The organism is Gramella sp. AN32 (assembly GCF_023718305.1).
Taxonomy (GTDB): Bacteria; Bacteroidota; Bacteroidia; order Flavobacteriales; family Flavobacteriaceae; genus Christiangramia; species Christiangramia antarctica.
The window spans coordinates 112036-133272 of the sequence record NZ_QEYO01000009.1 but is presented as its reverse complement, the minus strand read 5'-3'; the positions used below and the strand labels follow the sequence as shown (position 1 = coordinate 133272).

Here is a 21237-nt window from a genome sequence, read left to right as displayed (position 1 = left end):
AGAATATAAATAGTAACTCTAGTAAAAATGAGTTGAATCGATATAACTAAGGGTAAATTTTTTATACCTATCGATTATAAATAATCGAAAAAAGGGATACAGAATTAATATTGTAATAAAAATGACTTTACTTTTAATGGCTGGCGGTAGAGGGAGCAGGTATGGAAAACTCAAGCAGTTTGATGGCCTGGGCCCAAATGAAGAATTTTTAATGGAATACAGTATTAAAGATGCTATTCGAAACGGGTTCGATCATATTGTGGTGATAACCCAGGAAGCAAATGCTGATTTTCTGAAAGGATATTTCGAAATTAGATTGCCTGAAAATGTCCAATTTGAAGTGGTAGTACAGGAAATAGGAGAATTGCCTGCTGATTCATCGATTCCTGTACTAAGAACAAAGCCGTTAGGCACAGCTCACGCCGTTTGGTGTGCCAGAAATGTGATTGATGAGCCATTTGCGGTCATCAATGCTGATGACTATTATGGAACTACTGCTTTTAAAGAAGTTGCCAGGCGTATAAATAAAACAAGGCCGGAAAATGAGTTTCTTTTTATGGGCTACCTCTTAAAAAATACCCTCTCTCCAAATGGTGTCGTAGCAAGGGGAGTTTGTAAGTTAAATAATGACAATTCGCTGGCCAATATCACGGAATATAAAGAGATTGAAGCTCAGGAAAATCGTATTATAGATATTGAATCTCAGGTTGAATTTACCGGTGATGAAATTGTTAGTATGAATTTTTGGGTATGCCAGCCAGCCATTTTTCCATTTATTGAGAAAGAAATAAGATCTTTTTTAAACCATAAGCAGAAGCGTATTCAGGATGAGATTTACTTACCTTTTATAATCCAGAAAATGCTGGAAGAAAATGCAGCTAAGGTTACGGTAATCCCAACTAATGAGAATTGGTTTGGGGTGACCTATGCTTCAGATAAAGATAAAGTTGTAGATTCTTTAGCGGAAATGACCCGGAAAAAAATATATCCCAATCCCCTTTGGTGAGAAAATCGTAAATCTCCATGCATTCAGTCAAAGAACTTAATCGAATTATTGCCCACTTTAATATTTCTGAAAAGGCTTATGATTTTTCACTCCTGAACAATGGATTGATCAATGATACGTACCTGGTCACTTCTGCATTAAATCCGCAATATATTCTCCAGCGAGTCAATCATGAGGTCTTTAAAGATGTTCCCGGTTTAATGCATAATATAAAATTGGTGCTTCCAAACCTGGCCGATTCAGATTATGCTCAAATACATTTTATAACATCTAATAGCGGAAAAAATTATCTAGGGCTGGACCATGAGTATTGGCGGTTGATGACTTACATAGAAGATAGTATCACCTATAATAAAACTACCAGCGAAAAACTTAGTAAAGAAGCAGGGAGGATAATTGGCAAATTTCACAGCTTGCTTAAAAATGAGGAAATTTCAACTTATGTAGAAACTATTCCTAAATTCCATGATCTTCAGAAAAGGAAATTGGAATTTGAACAGGCTCTCAAAAATACCGATCAGGAAAGGCTGATGATTGCTAAAAATGCGATCACTTTAGCATATCAATTTTTAGAGGAACTTTATGAATTGGAAACCTTCAACCTTCCCCAACGGATTTGTCACAATGACACTAAACTGAACAATATTCTATTTTCCACAGAGAATGACCGTGCTTTATGCCTTATTGATTTAGATACTGTTATGAGCGGGTATTTCTTCTATGATTTTGGTGATGCAGTACGCACCATTGCCAATACGGCTGCTGAAGATGAACAGGATCATCATAAAATTACTTTTGAAAATAATCTTTTTGAGGCTTTTATTGAGGGACTTAAGATACACAGTTCTTTCCTGACTCCTGAAGAGAAAAAAAGCTTGGCCTTAGGTGCTGTATTTATGCCTTTTCTACATGGGCTAAGAGCTTTGACAGATTATTTGAACAAAAATATTTATTATAAAGTCACTCACGAAAAACAGAATTTGGACAGATGCCTGAGTTTGTTTGATTTTGCCCATAAAGCACTGCAGAAAAAAGAATATATGCAATCTGTCATACAAGCGAAACTCAAATAGAGCTTTTCACTTTATGGATGGTTATATTTAAGGTACTGAGATTAAAGTGCCTTTGAGACACCTTCTTCCCTTCTGAAATCTGATAGAATTTGTTTATTTTGTGATTGACTAGAAAGTGGTTTTTATAAACAAAATCATTTTATAGGTTTATCCTTAAGTCATTATAAAAATCATTTAGCAGTTATGAATAATAGAAGGAAATTTATAAAGGACACAGCACTCATTGCTGCCGGGGCAGTAATTCTTCCCAGCCTTTCTTTTGCGACAGGAAAAAAATGGCATCAAAGTAAGCTCAATATTGGTATGATTGGCGTAGGACTTCGTGGTACCAATCATTTGAATAATCTATTATTGCGGGAGGATATTCATATTGTAGCGATATGCGATGTGGACGAGAGTAGAATCAAATTATCTCTGGATACGATTGCGAATGCTGGTAAGGCTGCACCACAAACCTTTGGAAAAGATGATGCCGATTATTTGAACCTGTTGGCATTAAACGAAGTGGATGCGGTAATCATCGCAACGCCATGGTTATGGCATACGAAAATGGCAGTTGATGCAATGAAAGCAGGTAAATATACGGGGCTGGAAGTTTCCGCAGCTAATACACTTGAAGAATGCTGGGACCTGGTAAATACGCATGAACAAACCGGTTCTCATTTAATGATCCTTGAAAATGTTAATTATCGAAGGGATGTGCTGGCCGTTCTGAATATGGTGAAACAAAATATCTTTGGTGACCTGGTTCATTTCAGGTGCGGGTATCAACATGACCTTCGCGGAGTATTATTGAATGATGGAAAAACTCCTTATGGAAAAGGAGTGGAGTTTGGGGATAAAGGAATTTCTGAATCCAAATGGCGTACTCAACATTCGGTTTTGCGCAATGCCGATGTGTATCCTACGCATGGTTTAGGGCCTATTGCAGTTATGAATGATATAAACCGGGGAAATCGCTTCCTTTCTTTAACCTCTCACGCCACTAAAAGTGCAGGCCTGCATAAATATATTGTTGAAAATGGTGGAGAACAGCATCCCAATTCTAAGGTAAAATTTAAAATGGGAGATGTAATTACCAGCACCATAGAAACTACAAACGGGGAAACTATTATCATCACCCACGATACCACACTTCCCAGGCCTTATTCTTTAGGCTTCCGGGTTCAGGGAACAAATGGATTATGGGAAGTTGATGGCAACCGAATTTATATTGAAGGAAAATCTGAACCCCATAAATGGGATGATGCAGATGCATGGCTGGAAAAGTATGATCACCCCCTCTGGAAGAAACATGGTGATTATGCTAAAGGCGCTGGTCACGGTGGGATGGATTTTTTCGTGATCAATGCTTTTGTAGAATCTGCCAGGCAAAATATTGCACCGCCCCTGGATGCTTACGATGCCGCTGCATGGAGTGCGGTCACTCCATTATCAGAAGCTTCGATAGCTAATAATGGCGAACCCCAGGATTTTCCCGATTTCACCAGGGGCAATTGGATCAATAGAAAACCTTATAATTGGATGAAGGAAACCTATTGATCATTAATTTGCTTCTCTTTGAGGTGGCGAATTATCGCACCTTCCAATTCTAACGCTTTACGAAACTTCACAGGTTTATTTCTATAATTTGGAAAATTTTCAAGTATGCATAAATATTTAAAAATTTAATTGTTAATATTTTGTGAAATAAACTAAATTTCAGATATTCGGATAAAAACCAAACAACATGATAAAAACCCTATCTACTTTATCTGAAAAATTATTTTACAAAGTTTTTAAAAGTTTCACTTTTGAAGACTTGGGCAAATTTGGAATTGGTATCCTCGGTATGGTCTCCGTTTCTTATATGCTATTCTATTGGTGAAATTTTATCCGTATTAGAAAAAACTCCGGCAAATTTGACCGGAGTTTTTATTTGGCAGGTATTTAATCTATTAAATTCCCCGCGCTATCCTCAAAATATAGACAACATAGTCATAATTTAAAAGCAGGGAATTATCCGTCTCCCTATATTTAATTCATTCACTGTTTAACACAATAACTAGAATAAATAGCCCGGTTAACACATTAACAATTGTTTGTATACACATCTGACTTCTTCTTTTTAGATTTGAATTTCCTAATGAGATTAGGAAAGTATTTTTTCTGAAATGGGTAAGTAGGGATACCTAAAATTCAGTTTGTTAGAAATGGGGGTTTTATTATCCCCATTTTTACAAGATTAAAAGAGATGTATTAACTTTAATTAAAAGTCACGATTTGAACTTTTGATTTCCCTACTTTTGCAAATTTGATTTACGTTAGCTTTATTTTGGTCTTTTTAGCCCTGGGTTGCCTTATTTTTTTAGGTTCAAAATTTAAAAAATAACGAAGCGCTGCATGTTAAACTATCTGTAGACCCAAAGAATTAAGCATTTCTGGATACATACGAGAATTTCTTCGGAAGTCCTGCAGGATAAGCCCAGCTCTAAATATTGTTGTAAATTCAATACTTTAACCATCAACAATCACTACAATGAATTCTGAAGAATCAATCACTCCTTCAAATTTGCAACTTTTACTTCCCATTCAAATCGAATTTGATGCTCTGGAGAAAGTCATCCAAAGTAAATTGATAGGCGAGATTATTGAAAAAGAAAATGAAGACGGAACATCGAAAAGGTATGCTGAAATTACCAATGTAAACCTGGAAACCAGCGAACTGGAACAATTTGATATCATCCTGGTCGTTGAATTTATAACTCTTACCTCTCTGTTCAAAAATAAGAAAGCCACAGCGCTTATTCATGCGTCCCTCGCACTGTCTCAAGCTGATCAGCGCGTTTTTATTGAAGATTATTTGATCGAAATGATCACTAAAAACTTTTTGGCAGATGCCCTCCTGGAGAATATTGCAAACAATTGGATGTATGCCAAGATCAAAAGCAAGATGAATTTTGATTTTTTACCTCAAATAGAATCCAGGATCGTTGAAATAAATGACAAACTGGAAAAGCGTATCGAAACCATGGCCGGGATATATATTCTAGGTTCTATAGAACAAATGAAAATAGTGAGCCTGGAAGTACTGAATAAACAAATTCATCTCAAAGTACAGATTATTGGCGATATTGGGGTTAATGTAAACTCTATAGATCTCCCTGTCTAAAATTGTTAATATCGTCTTAATAAATTCTTTTCTAAAGTGAGATAAAACTCCGTTTATCAGGACTTTAATTTATAAATTATCCCAATTTATATCAATAAACTATTTAAGATTTGGGGCATTTTAAATTAAGGTTTTTATTGAGTCTTTTGTTATGCACAGGGCTCGGTTCGAAAGGTTTTACACAGAATTCCAGTCCGGTTAATGTCCGGGCAATGGAAGGAAAAATCAATCCGGAAAATTCAAAAATTGATCAGGATAGCCTGGGAAATATTTGGATTGCTTCCGGTGAAAATATTTTAAAGTATAATTCTGCAAAGGTTTTTGAATATAATGCTACCAATTCGGTTTCCCAAGATCTGGGAACGAATTATACTACTTTACTTATCGATGATACCGGTCATATCTGGATTGGTACTGAAAATGGAGTAGGGGTTTACGATCCTAAACTCGATGGCTTTAAGACCATCAGTCTAAAAACGGGAAAGGTTTCCCATCTTTTAGCTGAAGATAATAAACTTTGGATCGCTGCTGAAGAGGGTGTTTTTGAAATTGATTACGAACTTCTTGAAGATGCGGGAAAATCAATCCAGATAGTAACCAATAAAAATATCAAGGTTCAGGATATGATCTCGTTGGGAGATCGAATCCTGGTTGCCGGCGAAGATGATTTGTACGAAATCAATACCGAGCTAACCAAGCTGAGAGTGTTGGATCTTAGGAATCCGCTTCTGAAGTATTCCAGTTTATGTTTACTGGAAAATAGCATTCTTATTGGAACAGCAAATAGCGGTCTCTACAAAACCGATCTTCAATTAGTAAATCTTCAGAAAATCTATACCCTGCCATGGAGGATTAGCCATTTTCCGATAATTAATATTGAATACATTCAGGATAAAATATATTTAAGTACTGAAGGTGCAGGAATGGTCGTTTTAGATCAAAATTTAGAATTAGTTGAAGAGCCTCAGGCTTTTCAATCCCTGGTTGTGAAAGATGTTTTTAAGGGAAATCAAAATTTACTTTGGTTCGCTTCTAAAGATAACCTGTTCAAGCAGCCTTTAGAGCAGGAAAATATCTCCATTTTAAAAAATATTCCTGGCGTTTACTCCAGTCTTGGGGATGATAAGGTTTCCACCGCAGAGGTTGATTCTTATGGCAATATTTGGATTGGGACGGGTAAAGGTCTAAGTGTTTATTATCCAGAAACCGAGGGCTGGCGCCACATTAATAACTTAAACTTTAATCGCGATCTTCCGGAACCTGATGAAATTACCGCCATAAAAGCAAATGGAGAACATGTTTGGGTGGCGACAAAGAAGGATGGTGTTTATAAGATCAATGCTCTAACTATTTTAAGGGCGCATTATGCTCCCGCCGGAGGATATAAAACTGAAATTAATTCGGCTACAGCCCTGTTTATTGATAAGGATAAAAATGTTTGGATAGGGGGGAAAGCTGGAAAGCTCACCAGGATCTCTCCCGCAAATAAGATTGAAACTTTTGATATCAAAAATGTTCAGGCTATAAGCGGTTATGATGATGAAATAATTGCGGCGACCAGTGAAGGAACCTTTAAACTAAACCCTGCTTATAATAATATTGTTGAAGTTAAAGATCTAAGGGCATCCAAGCTTAAGTATAGCAGTATTGACGACATCGATATTCTTCCAAATGGGGCCATGGCTATGGCCACTAATGATGCGGGGATAATTCTATTTAACTTAAGTCAAAATCAACTTAAAACGATTTCAAAAAAAGAAGGTTTGCCCTCGAATACTATTTCCGGGGTTTATATGCCCAACGAAAATGAAATATGGGCAACCACAGATAATGGCCTGGCGCATATTAATACTGAAAACAATAAAGTAAGGGTTTTTACTAATTCTCACGGACTCTCTTCAGCAAATTTTATGGGGGGAATTTTAAAATTAAATGAGAATAAATTTGCCTTTGGAAGTGATCAGGGACTTAACATTCTTTCTCCTTCGCTTTTACTTGATCAGGATAATTTTGAACCTGCGATCGTTTTTGAAGGCCTAGAAGTGAGTGATGACAAAGGCAGGAAAGATATAAATCTTTATAAAACCAGCGCAATAGAGCTTTCTCCTAAAAGTTCCTTCAGTTTAAATTTTCAGGCGATTACGCACAATTCCCAAAACTTGAAATATTCCTGGATGCTTGAGGGGCTGGACAGGGACTGGAGTGCTCCGTCATCTTCCAATGAAGTGAATTATGGGAGTTTGCCCCCCGGAAATTATATTTTTAAGGTAAGGGCGCAACAGGCCGGATTGGACTGGACAAAACCTAAAACTTTAAATATTTCAGTGCCGGGAAATGCTACTGGAATTACTTCCATTTACTTGTTTCTAGGACTCGGGATTTTAGCAACTATTGGTGTGTTTATTTATGTTTTTAGGCACAAAAGCAAATCAGACACAATTTTAGCAAAAGCTGAATTGCGAAGCCAGTTAAAAAAGGAATTTCGGGAACCAATCGATAAATCTTTGGCCAATCTTAATAAAATTGCAGCAGCTGCCGAGCCTAAAGTTGCGGTAGAAATTCAACGTTCTTCGGCCAGGATAGAAGAATTATTTCAGCAGATACTCAATTTTAATTACCAGGAATCGGTTTATGAGATTACTGCCATAGACCTTTCCACGCATATTCCGGAACTCATTAATGATTTTGAGCCGCTTTTCCAGCAGAAAAAACTGCAGATCACTGTGAATGATCAATGGGGAAAAGGACCGTTTTACTACAGCAGGGAAACGCTTGATAAAATTTTCTTCGGACTCATCTCCGGATCTTCAAGTTATTGCTTTGAATCTGGAAAGATCATCGTGAATCTTATTGAAACCAACAAAGGTGACTTAAAGATCCAGGTGGCTGATAATGGTAGCGGAATCCCCAAGAATCAGCAGAAATTATTGGAAAGAAAGCGAATTCTTCGGAAGAAATTTAAGATCAATCAAAAAGGCGGAGTCATGCAGATCATCAAAACCAGGGATCTCATTTTAAAGTCTAATGGAAGTTTTATTTATGAAAGCGAGAAAAATGAGGGCACCACTTTTACGGTAGTCCTTAAAAATCGCAAAGCAGAATATAAACCTGTCAACACAACGCCAGTTCAAATTCCTGAGCAAACTCACGCTGAACCGATTGTTGAGCAGGTTATAGAAACTCCTTTTCCTCAGGAAATCACCAATTTTAGTGAAAGCAAGATCCTTATTATAGAAAGTGATGAGGAAACAAGGGATCTGCTGGTTAAAAATGTGGGAAAATATTGCCAGATCTATCAGGCTTCAAGTGCTGAAGAAGGTATGGAGAAGGCAGGAATGATCTTTCCAGATATTATTATTAGTGCCACAGTTTTGCCAGATATGAATGCATTTCAACTGGCTAAAATGCTCAAGCGAAATATTGGTTTAAACCATATCAATATATTTTTGGTGGCAGATGAAGATCATAAGTTGAATAATGATCAAATCGAAGAGCTTACGGAAGTGATCAGGAAACCCATAGATATAAATTTGCTCCTCTCTAAAATCGTAAACATTTTAAGCTGGCAGCAGGAATTAAGGAATGCTTATGTGCAATCGCTTATAGAAGAAAAAAAGGCAAGATTTAGAAGTGAAAGCGATGAGAAATTCGTAGCCAATCTCAATGAGATCGTCATTCAGAATATCGAGAACGAAAACTTTTCTGTCCATGACTTAAGCGCGGCGATTGGTGTGACCAGTAATACTTTGTTCATGAAATTAAAAAGTCTGGTGAATTTATCCCCCCAGGATTTTATTGAATTCGTCCGGGTGAATCACGCAAAAGACTTAGCTAAGAATAGTGAATATAATATTATGGAAGTCGCTTACAGAAGCGGATTTGGAAGTCCGAAAATATTCTTTAGTGCCTTCAAGAAATATTACGGTTTCGCACCAACAGATAATTTCGAGAAGAAAACCTTATAATTTGCCCTTTCAAAAGTCCGGCGGTTTGAAATTCAAACTGCCGGATTAATTTTTGGAAAAATTTATTTTGATTGTCCGTAAAGTGTCATAAGGCATAAAAGACCTCATTCTGAACTTGTTTCAGCATCTCATTAGATATTCTAAAAATACGTCAATTTCCTCCGCTGGATAAATTTTTTCAGGGGTCTTGCAATGAGGAATTCTTTGTCACATTGAGCGGAGTCGAAATGTGCAAGCAGGATTTCGGTAATTGGTCATTGCTAATGATCATGAGATTCCTCTTTCCGTTAGGAAAAATTTAAGTTAGACTTTAGTTTTATTCATCATCGCGAGCGCAGTCGAAGCATATTTTCATTCTTTTCTTTTTCCATTGCTGAAAAAGAAACAAAAAATCTAGTCTACAGTTTCTCGTTCACCCGTAACGGTTTAAATCCTAAAAGAATTGAACTCGCTTCGCTCAAACAGCAATTCTTTTGAACGGATTTTGCACCTACGGGTCCCGAATCCGAAACTGAGGACGTTTCCCTGATTGCGAATGCATTAAAGCAATCTGTAATGGAGATTGCTTCATTTCATTACCATTGACGTTTTTTTAGAGACCCTAAAACCAGTTCAGGGTTACGATACCGGTTTTTTAAAATTGCCGTCATGCTGTCCCGAGCTATCGGGATGTTTCAGCATCTCATTAGATATGCTAAAAAATACGTCAATTTCCTCCGCTAGAAAATTTTCAAAGGTCTCAGGGTGACGAGATAAATATTAAAGATTTATGCTAACCTACAATATGTAATTCACTAAAGTCTTTGTCCACAATCATTGTTTGTTCATCTACATCAAATTGCAATTCTTCAGGATTTATGTCTTCATTTTCAAAGAAAACACGCTTTATTCTAAAGGGGATTCCGTGGAATTTTATCTTGAAATTGGTATAGGAAGCTGAATATTTCCCGCTTTTATGCTGCTGAACAATGATCTCGTCTTCTTTCCCGGTAACCTTAAAAGAACGCATGCTGAATTGTCCCTGCCTATATTCATAACCGTCATGGGAATCTTCAAAAAATTCTGAAGTCTCTTTCCCTAGTTTGTAATATACATGTAAGGTCATTTCTTCAAAATCCAGCTCATCTACAAATTGCTGTATGGGATAATTTGGGATTACCGCACCTTCTTTGATAAACAAAGGCATAGTTTCTAAGGGGGCCTCTACAAACATTTCTTTTCCACCCACAACCGGCTTTTTGGTCCAGTAATTATACCACGTGCCTTTGGGGATATACACTCTTCTTCCCTGAACATTTGGTTCCTGTATAGGGCAAACTAAAATATGATTTCCAACGATAAACTCATCAGATCTATGATGGGTTTGTACATCATTCTGATCGAAATATACCAAAGGCTTTAAGAAGGGGATTCCTTCCTGAATATACCTGTAAAAAGCAGTATATAAATAAGGTAAAAGCTGATACCTTAATTCCACAAATTTCTTGGTAATCCCTAATACTTCGTCACCAAAAAACCAGGGTTCCTGTTCTCCATGATCCCCGGAGCTATGTACCCTACAGAAAGGGTGAAAAACTCCCATTTGTACCCAGCGTGTATATAATTCTCCGGAAGGTTGCTCAGCGAAACCACCAATATCGGTTCCTGCGAAGCTCATCCCGCTAATGCAAAGACGTTGAATTTGTACGTTGGCAAGCCATAAATGCTCCCAGGTCGCCACATTGTCTCCTGTCCAGGTCGATGTATAACGCTGTCCTCCGGAATAATTTGCCCTGGTAATTATAAATGGCCTTTTTGGGAAATTATATTTCTTTACTCCTTCGTAAGTAGCACGGGCCATCTGCATCCCGTAAATGTTATGGGCTTTTCTATGGCTACAGGGGTTTCCATCGTAATCATGGCGCACATCAAAAGGGAATGTTTTTCCGGGAACCTCCATGACGGCAGGTTCATTCATATCATTCCAGACACCTTTTACCCCAATATCTCCAATGAGTTCACGATACAGGTCTTTCCACCAGTCCCGCACTTCCGGATTGGTAAAGTCTGGGAAATAACATTCACCCGGCCAAACTTTTCCTCTCATATAAGGCCCATCTGCCCTACGGCAGAAATAATCATTTTCCAATGCCTCTTTAAAAACATCATAGTTTAGATCGATCTTAATTCCCGGATCGATAATGGCGACAGTCTTAAAACCATCGGCTTCCAGTTCAGCAACCATTCTTTTTGGATCAGGGAAAAATTCTTTATTCCAGGTGAAACATCTAAAGCCCTCCATATAATCGATATCCAAATAGATCGCATCACATGGAAACTGTAACTCGCGGAATTTAGCAGTAATCTCTTTTACTTTACTTTCCGGATAATAACTCCATTTACACTGGTGGAATCCCAGTGCCCACATAGGAGGTAATTCAGGTTTCCCGGTAAGATCGGTGTATGTTGTAACCACATCGGCCATCTGAGGGCCGTAAATGAAATAATAGTTCATTTCCCCGCCATCTGCCCAAAAGCTGGTTACATTCCGGCGCTCATGGCAAAAATCGAAATGTGTTTTAAAGGTATTGTCGAAGAATACCCCGTAGGCAATATTGCTATGCAGGCCAATGTAAAAGGGAACAGTTTTATAGAGTTCAGCAGTGTCTTTACCAAAAGCATATTGATCTGTATTCCAGTTGCTTATTCTCTTCCCTTTCAAATTAAAGTTTGTAGGCTTATCCCCCAGGCCAAAAAAGTTTTCCTGATCCTGGGAAGATTTGCTCATCTTTACAAAATTTCCACCAAAATGGAAACTCTCTTCCCAGTGAAACCCAAGTTCATCTTCCAGAATAACAGTGCCATCAAGCTCATACATGCCCAGGCGAAGATCGTCTTTGGCTACTTTACATATAAATTTTTCAGTATGGATTAAGACATGGGTTTCCTCTTCTTCAACCTTTAACTGACTAAAGCCATGAGGCTGGTTAGGATCTATAGCATACGAAAAATCATTAGAGAAAATTCCGGTAGTCGCGTATCGAAAACGCAACATATTATCCCTCAGTACGGTGATCTCTAATCTAACCCCGTTATTGGTGATAAAATTAATTTTACCCTGATCGTGTTCGTATGAAAGTAATGCGGTGGGATATAAATTCCCCTTATGTTCAAGTTCAGTATTGGTAATCATAGAATTACTCTATTTAAAAAATAGGTTACAAAAAAAAGTCTTTTCAGAATAAAATAAGCAAACATGTTTATAAAATTTGAAAAACAACTGTTCCCAAGGGCGGTAATTTTATGTTTGCAGACTGCTTTCTTCCGTGGAACCCCTCCTTTTTAATAGCAATAGTTTTATTTCCAATACCCGAGCCTCCAAATTTTTTATCGTCGGAATTAAAAATTTCTTTCAGTTTACCTGTGGTATTTATACCAATAGTATAATTTTCCAGAACATTTGGGGTAAAATTGCATATAACTATCAGGTCATCTTTTGGATTTTCACCTTTTCTCATAAAACTTAACACCGAATTCTGGCTGTCTTCATAAGAAATCCATTCAAAACCTTCCGCGGAAAATTGCTTTTCATATAGCGCAGGCTGATTTTTATATAAATGATTTAGCGCGATAAGGGTTTCCTTAATTCCTTTATGGGAATCATGTTCTAGTAAATGCCAGTCCAGGCTGGTATCAAAATTCCATTCTTCATATTGTCCAATTTCGGCTCCCATAAAAAGCAGTTTTGTTCCCGGATGCGTAAACATATAGGAATATAACAAGCGTAAATTGGCGAATCGTTGCCATTCGTCACCCGGCATTCGGCCTAGGAGTGACTTTTTACCATATACAACCTCATCGTGGCTTAGCGGAAGCGTAAAATTTTCCGTAAACGTATAGGTCATACTGAAGGTGATGTCATTCTGATGATATTGGCGGTAAATGGAATCTTTTCTGAAATATTCCAGCGTATCGTGCATCCAGCCCATCATCCATTTCATACCAAAACCAAGTCCGCCTATATAAGTTGGCTTGGATACCATGGGAAATGAAGTTGATTCTTCAGCGATGGTTTGCACCCCTTCAAAACTCCCATAGACTTCGGTATTAAGATCTTTTAAAAAGCTAATCGCATCAAGGTTTTCCCTTCCTCCAAATTCATTTGGTTCCCAGTCGCCTTCCTCTCTGGAATAATCTAAATAAAGCATAGAAGCCACTGCATCCACCCGAAGTCCATCAACATGATATTTATCTAACCAAAAAATGGCGTTGCTTATTAAAAAAGACCGCACTTCATTCCTTCCATAATTGAAGATCAAACTCTTCCAATCCTGGTGATATCCTTTTTTAGGATCTGGATGTTCATAAAGATTTGATCCGTCGAAATTCCCTAAACCATGTTTGTCCTCAGGAAAATGGGAGGGAACCCAATCCAGGATCACACCAATTCCTGCATTATGAAACGCATCCATCAGTGCCATAAATTCCTGTGGATTCCCAAATCTTGAAGTTGGGGCAAAATATCCGGTAATTTGATAACCCCAGGAAGGATCGTAGGGATATTCCATGATAGGCATAAGTTCAATATGGGTAAACCCAAGTTCTTTTACGTAAGAAACCAGTTCATCGGCCATTTCTTCATAAGTGAGTGAGCGGTTTTCATCCATATTTTTTCTCCAGGAAGCGAGGTGGACTTCATAAATGGAGAAAGGCTTGTCCAGTGCATTATTTTCCTTTCTTTTTTCGAGGAATTTCTTATCCTTCCATTTAAAGTCCAGGTCCCAGACTATTGAAGCTGTGCTGGGCGGATGCTCGCAAAAAAGAGCGTACGGATCTGCCTTTTCCAGTTTCATATCATTGTTATTGGACTGTATTTTGTATTTGTATCGGGTTCCTTTTTCAATTCCGGGAATAAAACCTTCCCAAATCCCGCTGCCATCCCAGCGAACGTTTAAGGGATGATCCCCTTCCAGCCAGAAATTAAAATCTCCAACTACCGAAACATGCTTTGCTGAAGGTGCCCAAACTGCAAAATAAACGCCTTTTACGCCATCCTTTTCTATAAGGTGTGCACCAAATCTTTCGTAAAGCCTGTAGTGTTTACCGGATTTGAAAAGCGATATATCAAAATCTGAAAATAAAGAGTGTACCTGTACTTCCTGTTTCATAATTTTTTAGTTCTGTTTATTTTTTAAAATGCATGAGATCCCGCGAAGTGGAATAATCGTCCATCGCGGTCTCGAATTTAATTCATATCCAAGTTCGTACACTGCTTTTTCAAGTAGGCAATAATTGAGTAAAAATTCAATTTCCTGTTTATATCCAATATTCAAATTTTCCTGCTGTACCTTATCCACATAAGTTTCCATGAATACCCCAATCATATATTTATATAAAATTTCACCGGCCTGGAAAAGTTCTTCCTGTGGAGTCTTAAAATCTTCCATATTATTGAAGATCGTAGAGTAAATAGCATAATGAAAAGACCGGAACATTCCTGCCACATCTTTTAGCGGTGGTTGTTTTACTTTTCTATCCTGAATAGTGCTTTCCGGTTCCCCTTCAAAATCCAGGAGAAAAAAGTCATCATTTTGAACAAGCACCTGGCCCAGGTGATAATCTCCATGGATCCTGATCCTTTCCCCCTTCATTTTCGTCCAGTTAAAATTGAGAAAATGTTCCCGGATTTCCTTTTTTCGTTCCAGAAAATCCTTGGCTAAGGCCAGGGCTTCCCCGTCCAGTTTGTGCATATTATTTTCAATGGTATTCAATCTATTCTGGAACATGTAGATCATTCGGTTTTTTAACCAGACCCCATAATCACCATTGTATTTGGCCGGAGTAAAGGACGTATCCTGCATATCACTACCCAGCGAAATATGCATTTCCGCAGTTCTTAAAGCGAGTTTTGTAACTTTCAGGAATAAATTAAGCCCTGCGAAATCGATAATTTCCGGAGGAATACTGTTAATGGAAATCCGCTGGTATAAATTAGTATCCGGCAACTTTTTCGCTTTGATCTTTTTTCTTTGCAGATTGTGAAAAACACCTTTTAACTCCTGCAGCATATATTTCCAGGCGTCACCTTCATTTTCGATCATTTCCTGCATCAAACTTAAGGTGATCGTTTCGCTATTATCAAAGGCAATGCTCATACTGCCAATATAAGCGGGCACGTTTTCAAATTCCACTTTTTCGGTGAGAAAACGGTTGATCTCATAATCTGGATTCTGGCTGGTGTAAATTCTTCGGAAGAATTTCATCACATACTTATCATTATAGATGATTGAAGTATTGCTTTGCTCCCCCCCCATAAATTTGGAAGAAACATATTTTTCCAGCGGAATATTCTCTGACCGGTGAAAAAGTGTCTTCGAACCTTTCTGCTTCTTGCTGGAATGCATGATATTATTGAAAATGAGTAACCTGAAATCTTCAATATGGATCGCATCGATCAAATGCCCTGCGACTCCTTTAAAACTTACTGAAGAAATCAGGGTATTCGTCTCTAAAGGACCTTCAGCTTCGGAAATAAAACTGATGGGAATAAAATAATCCTGAAAAAATGCCTCGTTAAAATTCACTTCGATGAGCACACCATAATAGGTATTCTTTTCCGAACCAATTTTGAAATAGTCAACCACCTCAATATATTTTAAGGTGCTTGACTTACCAGCGTACCAACGTTTTTTAAGAATATAATTCTCTAAAATTTCTGTACTGAAGATTTTTGCGAATTCCCCATCCTCAAAAGCATGGTTCCATTCGCATTTAAACTGATAATCTGAAGCCGACTGGCTGGTAGCCTTATCTGACATTTTTTATTATTTATGAATTTTAAAAATATGGAACGGTAGCGTTGGGTGTAATTCTACATAACACCACTCGCTGTCCCAATTGTATGAATTTCCTGTAATGGCATCTTCAACCCGTACTGAATGATGGTGATCGATTCCCATTTCATATCGGGGCAATTTAAGCGAGCCGCTTTTTGGATAATAAGGATCCAGGCTTATCACCATTAAGGTATGGTTTTCCCTTTTTTGATCCCATTTATAAAACGCCATAATCCCCCCATCATGGATCTCACAAAAATGGATATTATTGGTTTGTTGTAATGAGGTATTGTTCTTTCTGGCTTCATTGATCTTTGTGATCACGCGCATCAGTTTATTTCTTGCATCCCAGTCCCAGTGCCTAATCTGGTATTTTTCAGAATCCATGTACTCCTCTTTTCCGGGTACAGCATCTGAAGCCATAAATTCGAAAATGGGCCCATAAACTCCGGTGTTGGAACTCAGGGTGGCGGCCAGGGCATATCGAATTAGGTGCATGGCTTCGTTGGCACCCTGCAGGTGAAAAGGATTGATATCTGGCGTATTTGGCCAGAAATTAGGTCGGAAATATTCTTTTAAATTGGTTTGGGTGAGCTCATTCATATAGTCCATAAGCTCATGCTTGCTGGTTCTCCACGTAAAATAAGTATAGGATTGCGTAAATCCCTGTTTGGCCAATTGCGACATGATCTTTGGCCGGGTAAAAGCTTCTGATAGGAATAAAATATCCGGATGTTTCTTCTTTACTTCGGCTATCATCCAGCCCCAAAAATAAAAGGGCTTTGTATGAGGATTATCTACTCTGAAAATCTTAACTCCGGCTTCTTCAATCCAGTAAAGCATCGTGTCCAGAAATTCCTGCCACATGTTTTTATAGTCTTCACTTTCGAAGAAAATAGGCAAAATATCCTGATATTTTTTCGGGGGATTCTCTGCGTATTGTACGGTACCATCTGGACGCCAGCGAAACCATTTGGGGTGATCTTTAACAAAAGGATGATCTGGAGCGACCTGCAAGGCATAATCCATGGCAACTTCAATCCCCATTTCACCGGCTTTTTTAACCAGGGATTTAAAATCCTTCAAAGAGCCAAGCTCAGGATGAATCGCTGTATGTCCGCCTTTTTTTGAACCAATTCCCCAGGGAGAACCTACATCATCTTTTTTAGCATCCGTCGCGTTGTTTTTACCTTTTCGGTTTACTTCTCCAATAGGATGAATTGGTGGAAAATATAAAGTATCAAAACCCATCTCGGCCACTCTGGGTAAGAGGGCTTCACAATCTTTAAAAGTTCCATGTTCCCCTGCTTTTTTCGAAGCCGATCGTGGGAAAAATTCATACCAGGTCGAAAATCGAGCTTTTAACCGGTCTACATAAACCGGGAATTTTTCAGATTCATTGGGTACTGCTTTATGCGGATATTTTAACAGGATGGTGTCAAGTTCTTCTTCAAAACAAAATTTGTGGGCTTCCGCTTCATCTTCCGTGTTGGTAAAGGCCTGAATGGCATTTTTTACAAAAACTGATTCTGCTTTTGTACAGTTTTTTAGAATTTCTTTTAGGATTTCCGCACCTTCCAGCAGTTCAGATTTTACGCTTTGCCCATCCTGGATTTTTTTAGTAATTCCATGATGCCAGTTGATGCCATGATCTTCCCAGGCTTGGATATAAAACTGATAATCTCCCTGCTCTGCCACTGTAAAAACGCCTTCCCAACCATCATTCGCTACAGGATGCATTCGTGTTTCTTCCCAATTTTTCTTTTTCTTGGCTTTATAAAAAATTGAAGCCTGAATAAGATCGTGACCATCCCCAAAAATATCTGCTTTTACATTTACTATTTCACCTGTTACTCTTTTTATGGGATATTCTCCGCAGTTCACGACCGGAGATATGTTTTCAATAACTACTCTGCTTTGATTCAGCATAAAAATCTTTAATTCAAATTGGTAAATCTTAAATTTAAGAAACTGAAATCGAATAGTGGAAATAAATCCCAACTTGTTTTAGTTTTTGACAATTAATTAAGATTTACAACATTAAATGTCTTATTTCACTGCTATCTCCATAGAAAATCGTTAATTTTAATCAGATTCTATTTCTACAGAATTAAATAATAAATTAAAGATTTGGCTTACCAATTATTTTCAAGGGAACGACTTCTAGCTGAAGCATTGAAAGTGGAAAAATGGGATGTGATCATTATTGGTGGTGGCGCGACTGGTTTGGGAATAGCTTTAGATAGCACCACCCGCGGTTTTAAAACCTTACTCCTCGAACAAATCGATTTTGCCAAGGGAACTTCCAGCCGCAGTACAAAACTGGTACATGGCGGAATACGATATTTAGCACAGGGAAATATAGAATTAGTAAAAGAAGCCCTTCATGAACGTGGATTATTGGCCAAAAACGCCCCCCACCTGGTAAAAAAGCAAATGTTTGTAATTCCAAATTATCAATGGTGGGAAGGCATGTATTATAATGTGGGGTTAAAAACTTACGATTTCCTCGCCGGGAAATTAAGTATGGGAAAATCTGAAAAAATTTCAAGGGAAGAAGTTATTTCACGTTTTGATACGCTGGTTCAGGAAGATTTGCGGGGAGGTGTAGTATACCTTGATGGGCAGTTCGATGATTCCCGGCTCGCGGTAAATATCGCTCAAACCTGTATAGAAAATGGTGCGATTGCTTTAAATCATTTTAAAGTAACCGGAATGTTTAAAAATGAGGAAGGTAAGCTTAGCGGAGTGGAGGCAGAGGATGGGGAAACCGGCAAAAAATATGAGTTCAATGCGAAATTAGTGGTGAATGCCACAGGTGTTTTTGCAGATTATCTTCGGAAACTGGCAAATCCTGAAGCCAGGTTAATGATCAGGGCTAGCCAGGGTGTTCATCTCGTTTTTGATAAAAAATTCTTTCCGGGAAAGGATGCCTTAATGATCCCGCGTACAGATGATGGCAGGGTTTTATTTGCTGTCCCCTGGAAAAATAAGGTTTTGGTGGGTACTACAGATACTTTGCTGGAAAAACCTAAAATCGAACCAAAGGCCTTGGAAAAGGAAATTCAATTTATACTTGAAACTTTTAATCATTATATCCAAAACAAAGTTACCCGGGCAGATGTGCAAAGTATTTTTGCCGGTTTAAGGCCTCTGGCTGGGTCAGAAGATGAGGATAAGGAAACCAAGGAAATTTCCCGGGGTCACAAGATCATGCTCGGGGAGAATGGCTTACTCAGTATTATTGGAGGCAAGTGGACCACCTACCGTAAAATGGCTGAGGATACCTTAGATTTTGCCATTGCTCACGAAATTCTCGAACCTGAAAAATGTATAACGGAAGATTTTTTGATTCATGGGGCGAAGAGTTTAAAAAGTAGGGAAGATCACCTCTCCATTTATGGAAGTGATCGGGCTTTAATTGAAAACCTTATCATAGAAAAGCCGGAACTGGGCGAAAAACTTTTGGACAGGATCCCCAATATTAAGGCTGAAGTAGTCTGGGCAGTGCATTATGAAATGGCCCGAACGCTGGAAGATGTTTTAGCGCGAAGGTTACGCGTACTTTTCCTTGATTCTGAAGCGGCGGTTGAAATTGCTCCTAATGTGGCGGTGATGATTGCCAATGAATTAGGAAAAGATGCTGCGTGGGCCGAGACGCAAATAGCCGAATTTTTAGAAGTAGCAGCCAATTATCGCATAAAATCTTTTAAGCTGAATGAATGATATAACAGAAAAATATATTCTTGCCCTGGACCAGGGAACTACCAGTTCCCGTGCGATTTTATTCAACAAAAGAGGTGAGATCGTATCGGTGGCGCAAAAAGAGTTCAAACAAATTTTCCCAAAACCGGGCTGGGTAGAGCATGATCCCATGGAGATTTGGTCTTCTCAGGCTGCAGTAGCTGCAGAAGCCGTAACCCAAAAAGGTTTTTCCGGGCAGGATGTTGCAGGAATTGGAATTACCAATCAACGGGAAACCGTAATTGTTTGGAATAAAAATACGGGCAAACCGGTTTACAATGCCATCGTATGGCAGGATAAACGAACACTTGATTTCTGTGAAGAATTAAAAAAACAGGGAAAGGAAGAGTTGATTCGTAAAAAAACCGGACTGGTGATCGATTCCTATTTTTCCGCCAGCAAAATAAAATGGATCCTGGACCATGTGAAAGGAGCAAGGAAAGCTGCTGAAGCCGGAGAACTTATTATGGGAACGGTAGATAGCTGGCTCATTTATAATTTCACTAAAAAAGCCCTGCATATTACCGATGTGACCAATGCTTCCCGAACGATGCTATTCAATATAAATACTTTGGAGTGGGACCAGGAATTATTGGATTTGTTCAGCATTCCTAAAGCGATGTTACCGGAGGTAAAAGATTCAAGTGAGGTGTATGGGAATATTGAAACATCCCTGTTTTCTTCGCAGATTCCGCTTGCGGGAATTGCGGGAGATCAAATGGCGGCTTTATTTGGCCAGCTTTGTATAAAAAAAGGCATGGTTAAAAATACTTATGGTACCGGTTGTTTTATGCTGATGAATATTGGGGACAAACCGGTCCTTTCTGAAAACAATTTGCTTACTTCGGTTGCCTGGAAAATTGGCGGGGAAGTTCGGTATGCCCTGGAAGGCAGTATATTTATTGGTGGTGCGGTGGTTCAATGGTTGCGGGACGGGCTAAAAATCATTAAAACTTCTGAAGAAATTGAGCAACTGGCTTTAAAGGTAAGTGGCTCTGAGGGTGTTTATTTTGTTCCGGCATTTGCCGGTCTTGGAGCTCCACACTGGAACCAAAAAGCACAGGGAACTATCTTTGGAATTACCCGCGGTACTACCGATGCGAATATTGCTCACGCTGCCCTGGAAGCAATTGCCTTTCAATCTATGGATATTATGAAAGCCATGGAAGCAGATGCCAATCTGGAGATTAAAGAATTAAGGGTAGATGGCGGGGCCACGGTGAATGATCTTTTAATGCAATTCCAGGCCGATGTTTTGAACACCGTTTCAGTGAGACCCGAGATTACAGAAACTACTGCCCTTGGAGCCGCATATTTGGCCGGGCTTGCTGTTGGGTTTTGGAAAGATCAGTCCGCGCTGGAAAATATCTGGCAGGAGGGAAGGCGATTTAAACCTAAAACTGATCGGGATGCTATTGAAAAAATGATCAAAGCCTGGTATAAAGCGGTAAAAGCCGTTGAATTTTGGACTGAAAATTAATAA

The 21237-nt window shown here is 38.5% G+C and carries 11 protein-coding genes; 7 read left to right on the top strand and 4 right to left on the bottom strand.

The annotated features are described in order from the left end of the window. The first annotated feature begins 121 nt into the window (after window positions 1-121). From DHD80_RS11785 to DHD80_RS11765, 5 genes are all read left to right on the top strand, one after another. On the top strand, window positions 122-1006 hold the full coding sequence (locus tag DHD80_RS11785) for a sugar phosphate nucleotidyltransferase (protein WP_251741381.1): 885 nt from the start codon (window positions 122-124) through the stop codon (window positions 1004-1006). A gap of 17 nt (window positions 1007-1023) precedes the next feature. Next, a complete protein-coding gene (locus tag DHD80_RS11780) occupies window positions 1024-2079 on the top strand; it encodes an aminoglycoside phosphotransferase family protein (RefSeq protein WP_251741380.1) in 1056 nt (351 codons plus the stop codon). A gap of 183 nt (window positions 2080-2262) precedes the next feature. Further along, entirely contained in the window at window positions 2263-3621 is a 1359-nt protein-coding gene (locus DHD80_RS11775; protein WP_251741379.1) for a Gfo/Idh/MocA family oxidoreductase, read from the top strand. A gap of 976 nt (window positions 3622-4597) precedes the next feature. Further along, window positions 4598-5230, top strand: coding sequence for a DUF4403 family protein (locus tag DHD80_RS11770; protein WP_251741378.1), 633 nt, complete (start codon window positions 4598-4600; stop codon window positions 5228-5230). Between the two features lie 212 nt (window positions 5231-5442). Then, window positions 5443-9195 carry a helix-turn-helix domain-containing protein gene (locus DHD80_RS11765; RefSeq protein WP_251741377.1) on the top strand — a complete coding sequence of 1251 codons (3753 nt, stop codon included), beginning with the start codon at window positions 5443-5445 and terminating at the stop codon, window positions 9193-9195. A 772-nt stretch (window positions 9196-9967) separates the two neighbouring features. Here DHD80_RS11765 and DHD80_RS11760 read toward each other — a convergent pair. The 4 genes from DHD80_RS11760 to DHD80_RS11745 form a co-directional block, all read right to left on the bottom strand. Beyond that, complete coding sequence (locus DHD80_RS11760; RefSeq protein WP_251741376.1) at window positions 9968-12367, bottom strand: glycoside hydrolase family 31 protein; 2400 nt, start codon at window positions 12365-12367, stop codon at window positions 9968-9970. Between the two features lie 67 nt (window positions 12368-12434). Beyond that, the gene (gene glgB, locus DHD80_RS11755) at window positions 12435-14342 is read right to left on the bottom strand and encodes a 1,4-alpha-glucan branching protein GlgB (RefSeq protein WP_251741375.1); all 1908 of its coding nucleotides are present in this window, start codon (window positions 14340-14342) and stop codon (window positions 12435-12437) included. 6 nt (window positions 14343-14348) lie between these two features. Beyond that, complete coding sequence (locus tag DHD80_RS11750) at window positions 14349-15992, bottom strand: trehalose synthase (RefSeq protein WP_251741374.1); 1644 nt, start codon at window positions 15990-15992, stop codon at window positions 14349-14351. Window positions 15993-15998: 6 nt separating this feature from the next. Next, on the bottom strand, window positions 15999-17939 hold the full coding sequence (locus DHD80_RS11745) for an alpha-1,4-glucan--maltose-1-phosphate maltosyltransferase (RefSeq protein WP_251741373.1): 1941 nt from the start codon (window positions 17937-17939) through the stop codon (window positions 15999-16001). A 201-nt stretch (window positions 17940-18140) separates the two neighbouring features. Here DHD80_RS11745 and DHD80_RS11740 point away from each other — a divergent pair, with 201 nt between their 5' ends. Together DHD80_RS11740 and glpK are read left to right on the top strand one after the other, a co-directional pair. Next, window positions 18141-19736, top strand: coding sequence for a glycerol-3-phosphate dehydrogenase/oxidase (locus DHD80_RS11740; RefSeq protein WP_251741372.1), 1596 nt, complete (start codon window positions 18141-18143; stop codon window positions 19734-19736). Then, window positions 19729-21234, top strand: coding sequence for a glycerol kinase GlpK (glpK, locus tag DHD80_RS11735; RefSeq protein ID WP_251741371.1), 1506 nt, complete (start codon window positions 19729-19731; stop codon window positions 21232-21234). Before DHD80_RS11740 ends, glpK begins: the two co-directional genes overlap by 8 nt. Window positions 21235-21237: the final 3 nt, after the last annotated feature.

Coding starts and splice junctions, on each gene's coding strand:
- DHD80_RS11780 (WP_251741380.1), top strand. CDS start 1,024: ATGCATTCAGTCAAAGAACTTAATCGAATTATTGCCCACTTTAATATT.
- DHD80_RS11760 (WP_251741376.1), bottom strand. CDS start 12,367: ATGATTACCAATACTGAACTTGAACATAAGGGGAATTTATATCCCACC.
- glgB (WP_251741375.1), bottom strand. CDS start 14,342: ATGAAACAGGAAGTACAGGTACACTCTTTATTTTCAGATTTTGATATA.
- DHD80_RS11750 (WP_251741374.1), bottom strand. CDS start 15,992: ATGTCAGATAAGGCTACCAGCCAGTCGGCTTCAGATTATCAGTTTAAA.
- DHD80_RS11785 (WP_251741381.1), top strand. CDS start 122: ATGACTTTACTTTTAATGGCTGGCGGTAGAGGGAGCAGGTATGGAAAA.
- glpK (WP_251741371.1), top strand. CDS start 19,729: ATGAATGATATAACAGAAAAATATATTCTTGCCCTGGACCAGGGAACT.
- DHD80_RS11745 (WP_251741373.1), bottom strand. CDS start 17,939: ATGCTGAATCAAAGCAGAGTAGTTATTGAAAACATATCTCCGGTCGTG.
- DHD80_RS11770 (WP_251741378.1), top strand. CDS start 4,598: ATGAATTCTGAAGAATCAATCACTCCTTCAAATTTGCAACTTTTACTT.
- DHD80_RS11775 (WP_251741379.1), top strand. CDS start 2,263: ATGAATAATAGAAGGAAATTTATAAAGGACACAGCACTCATTGCTGCC.
- DHD80_RS11765 (WP_251741377.1), top strand. CDS start 5,443: ATGGAAGGAAAAATCAATCCGGAAAATTCAAAAATTGATCAGGATAGC.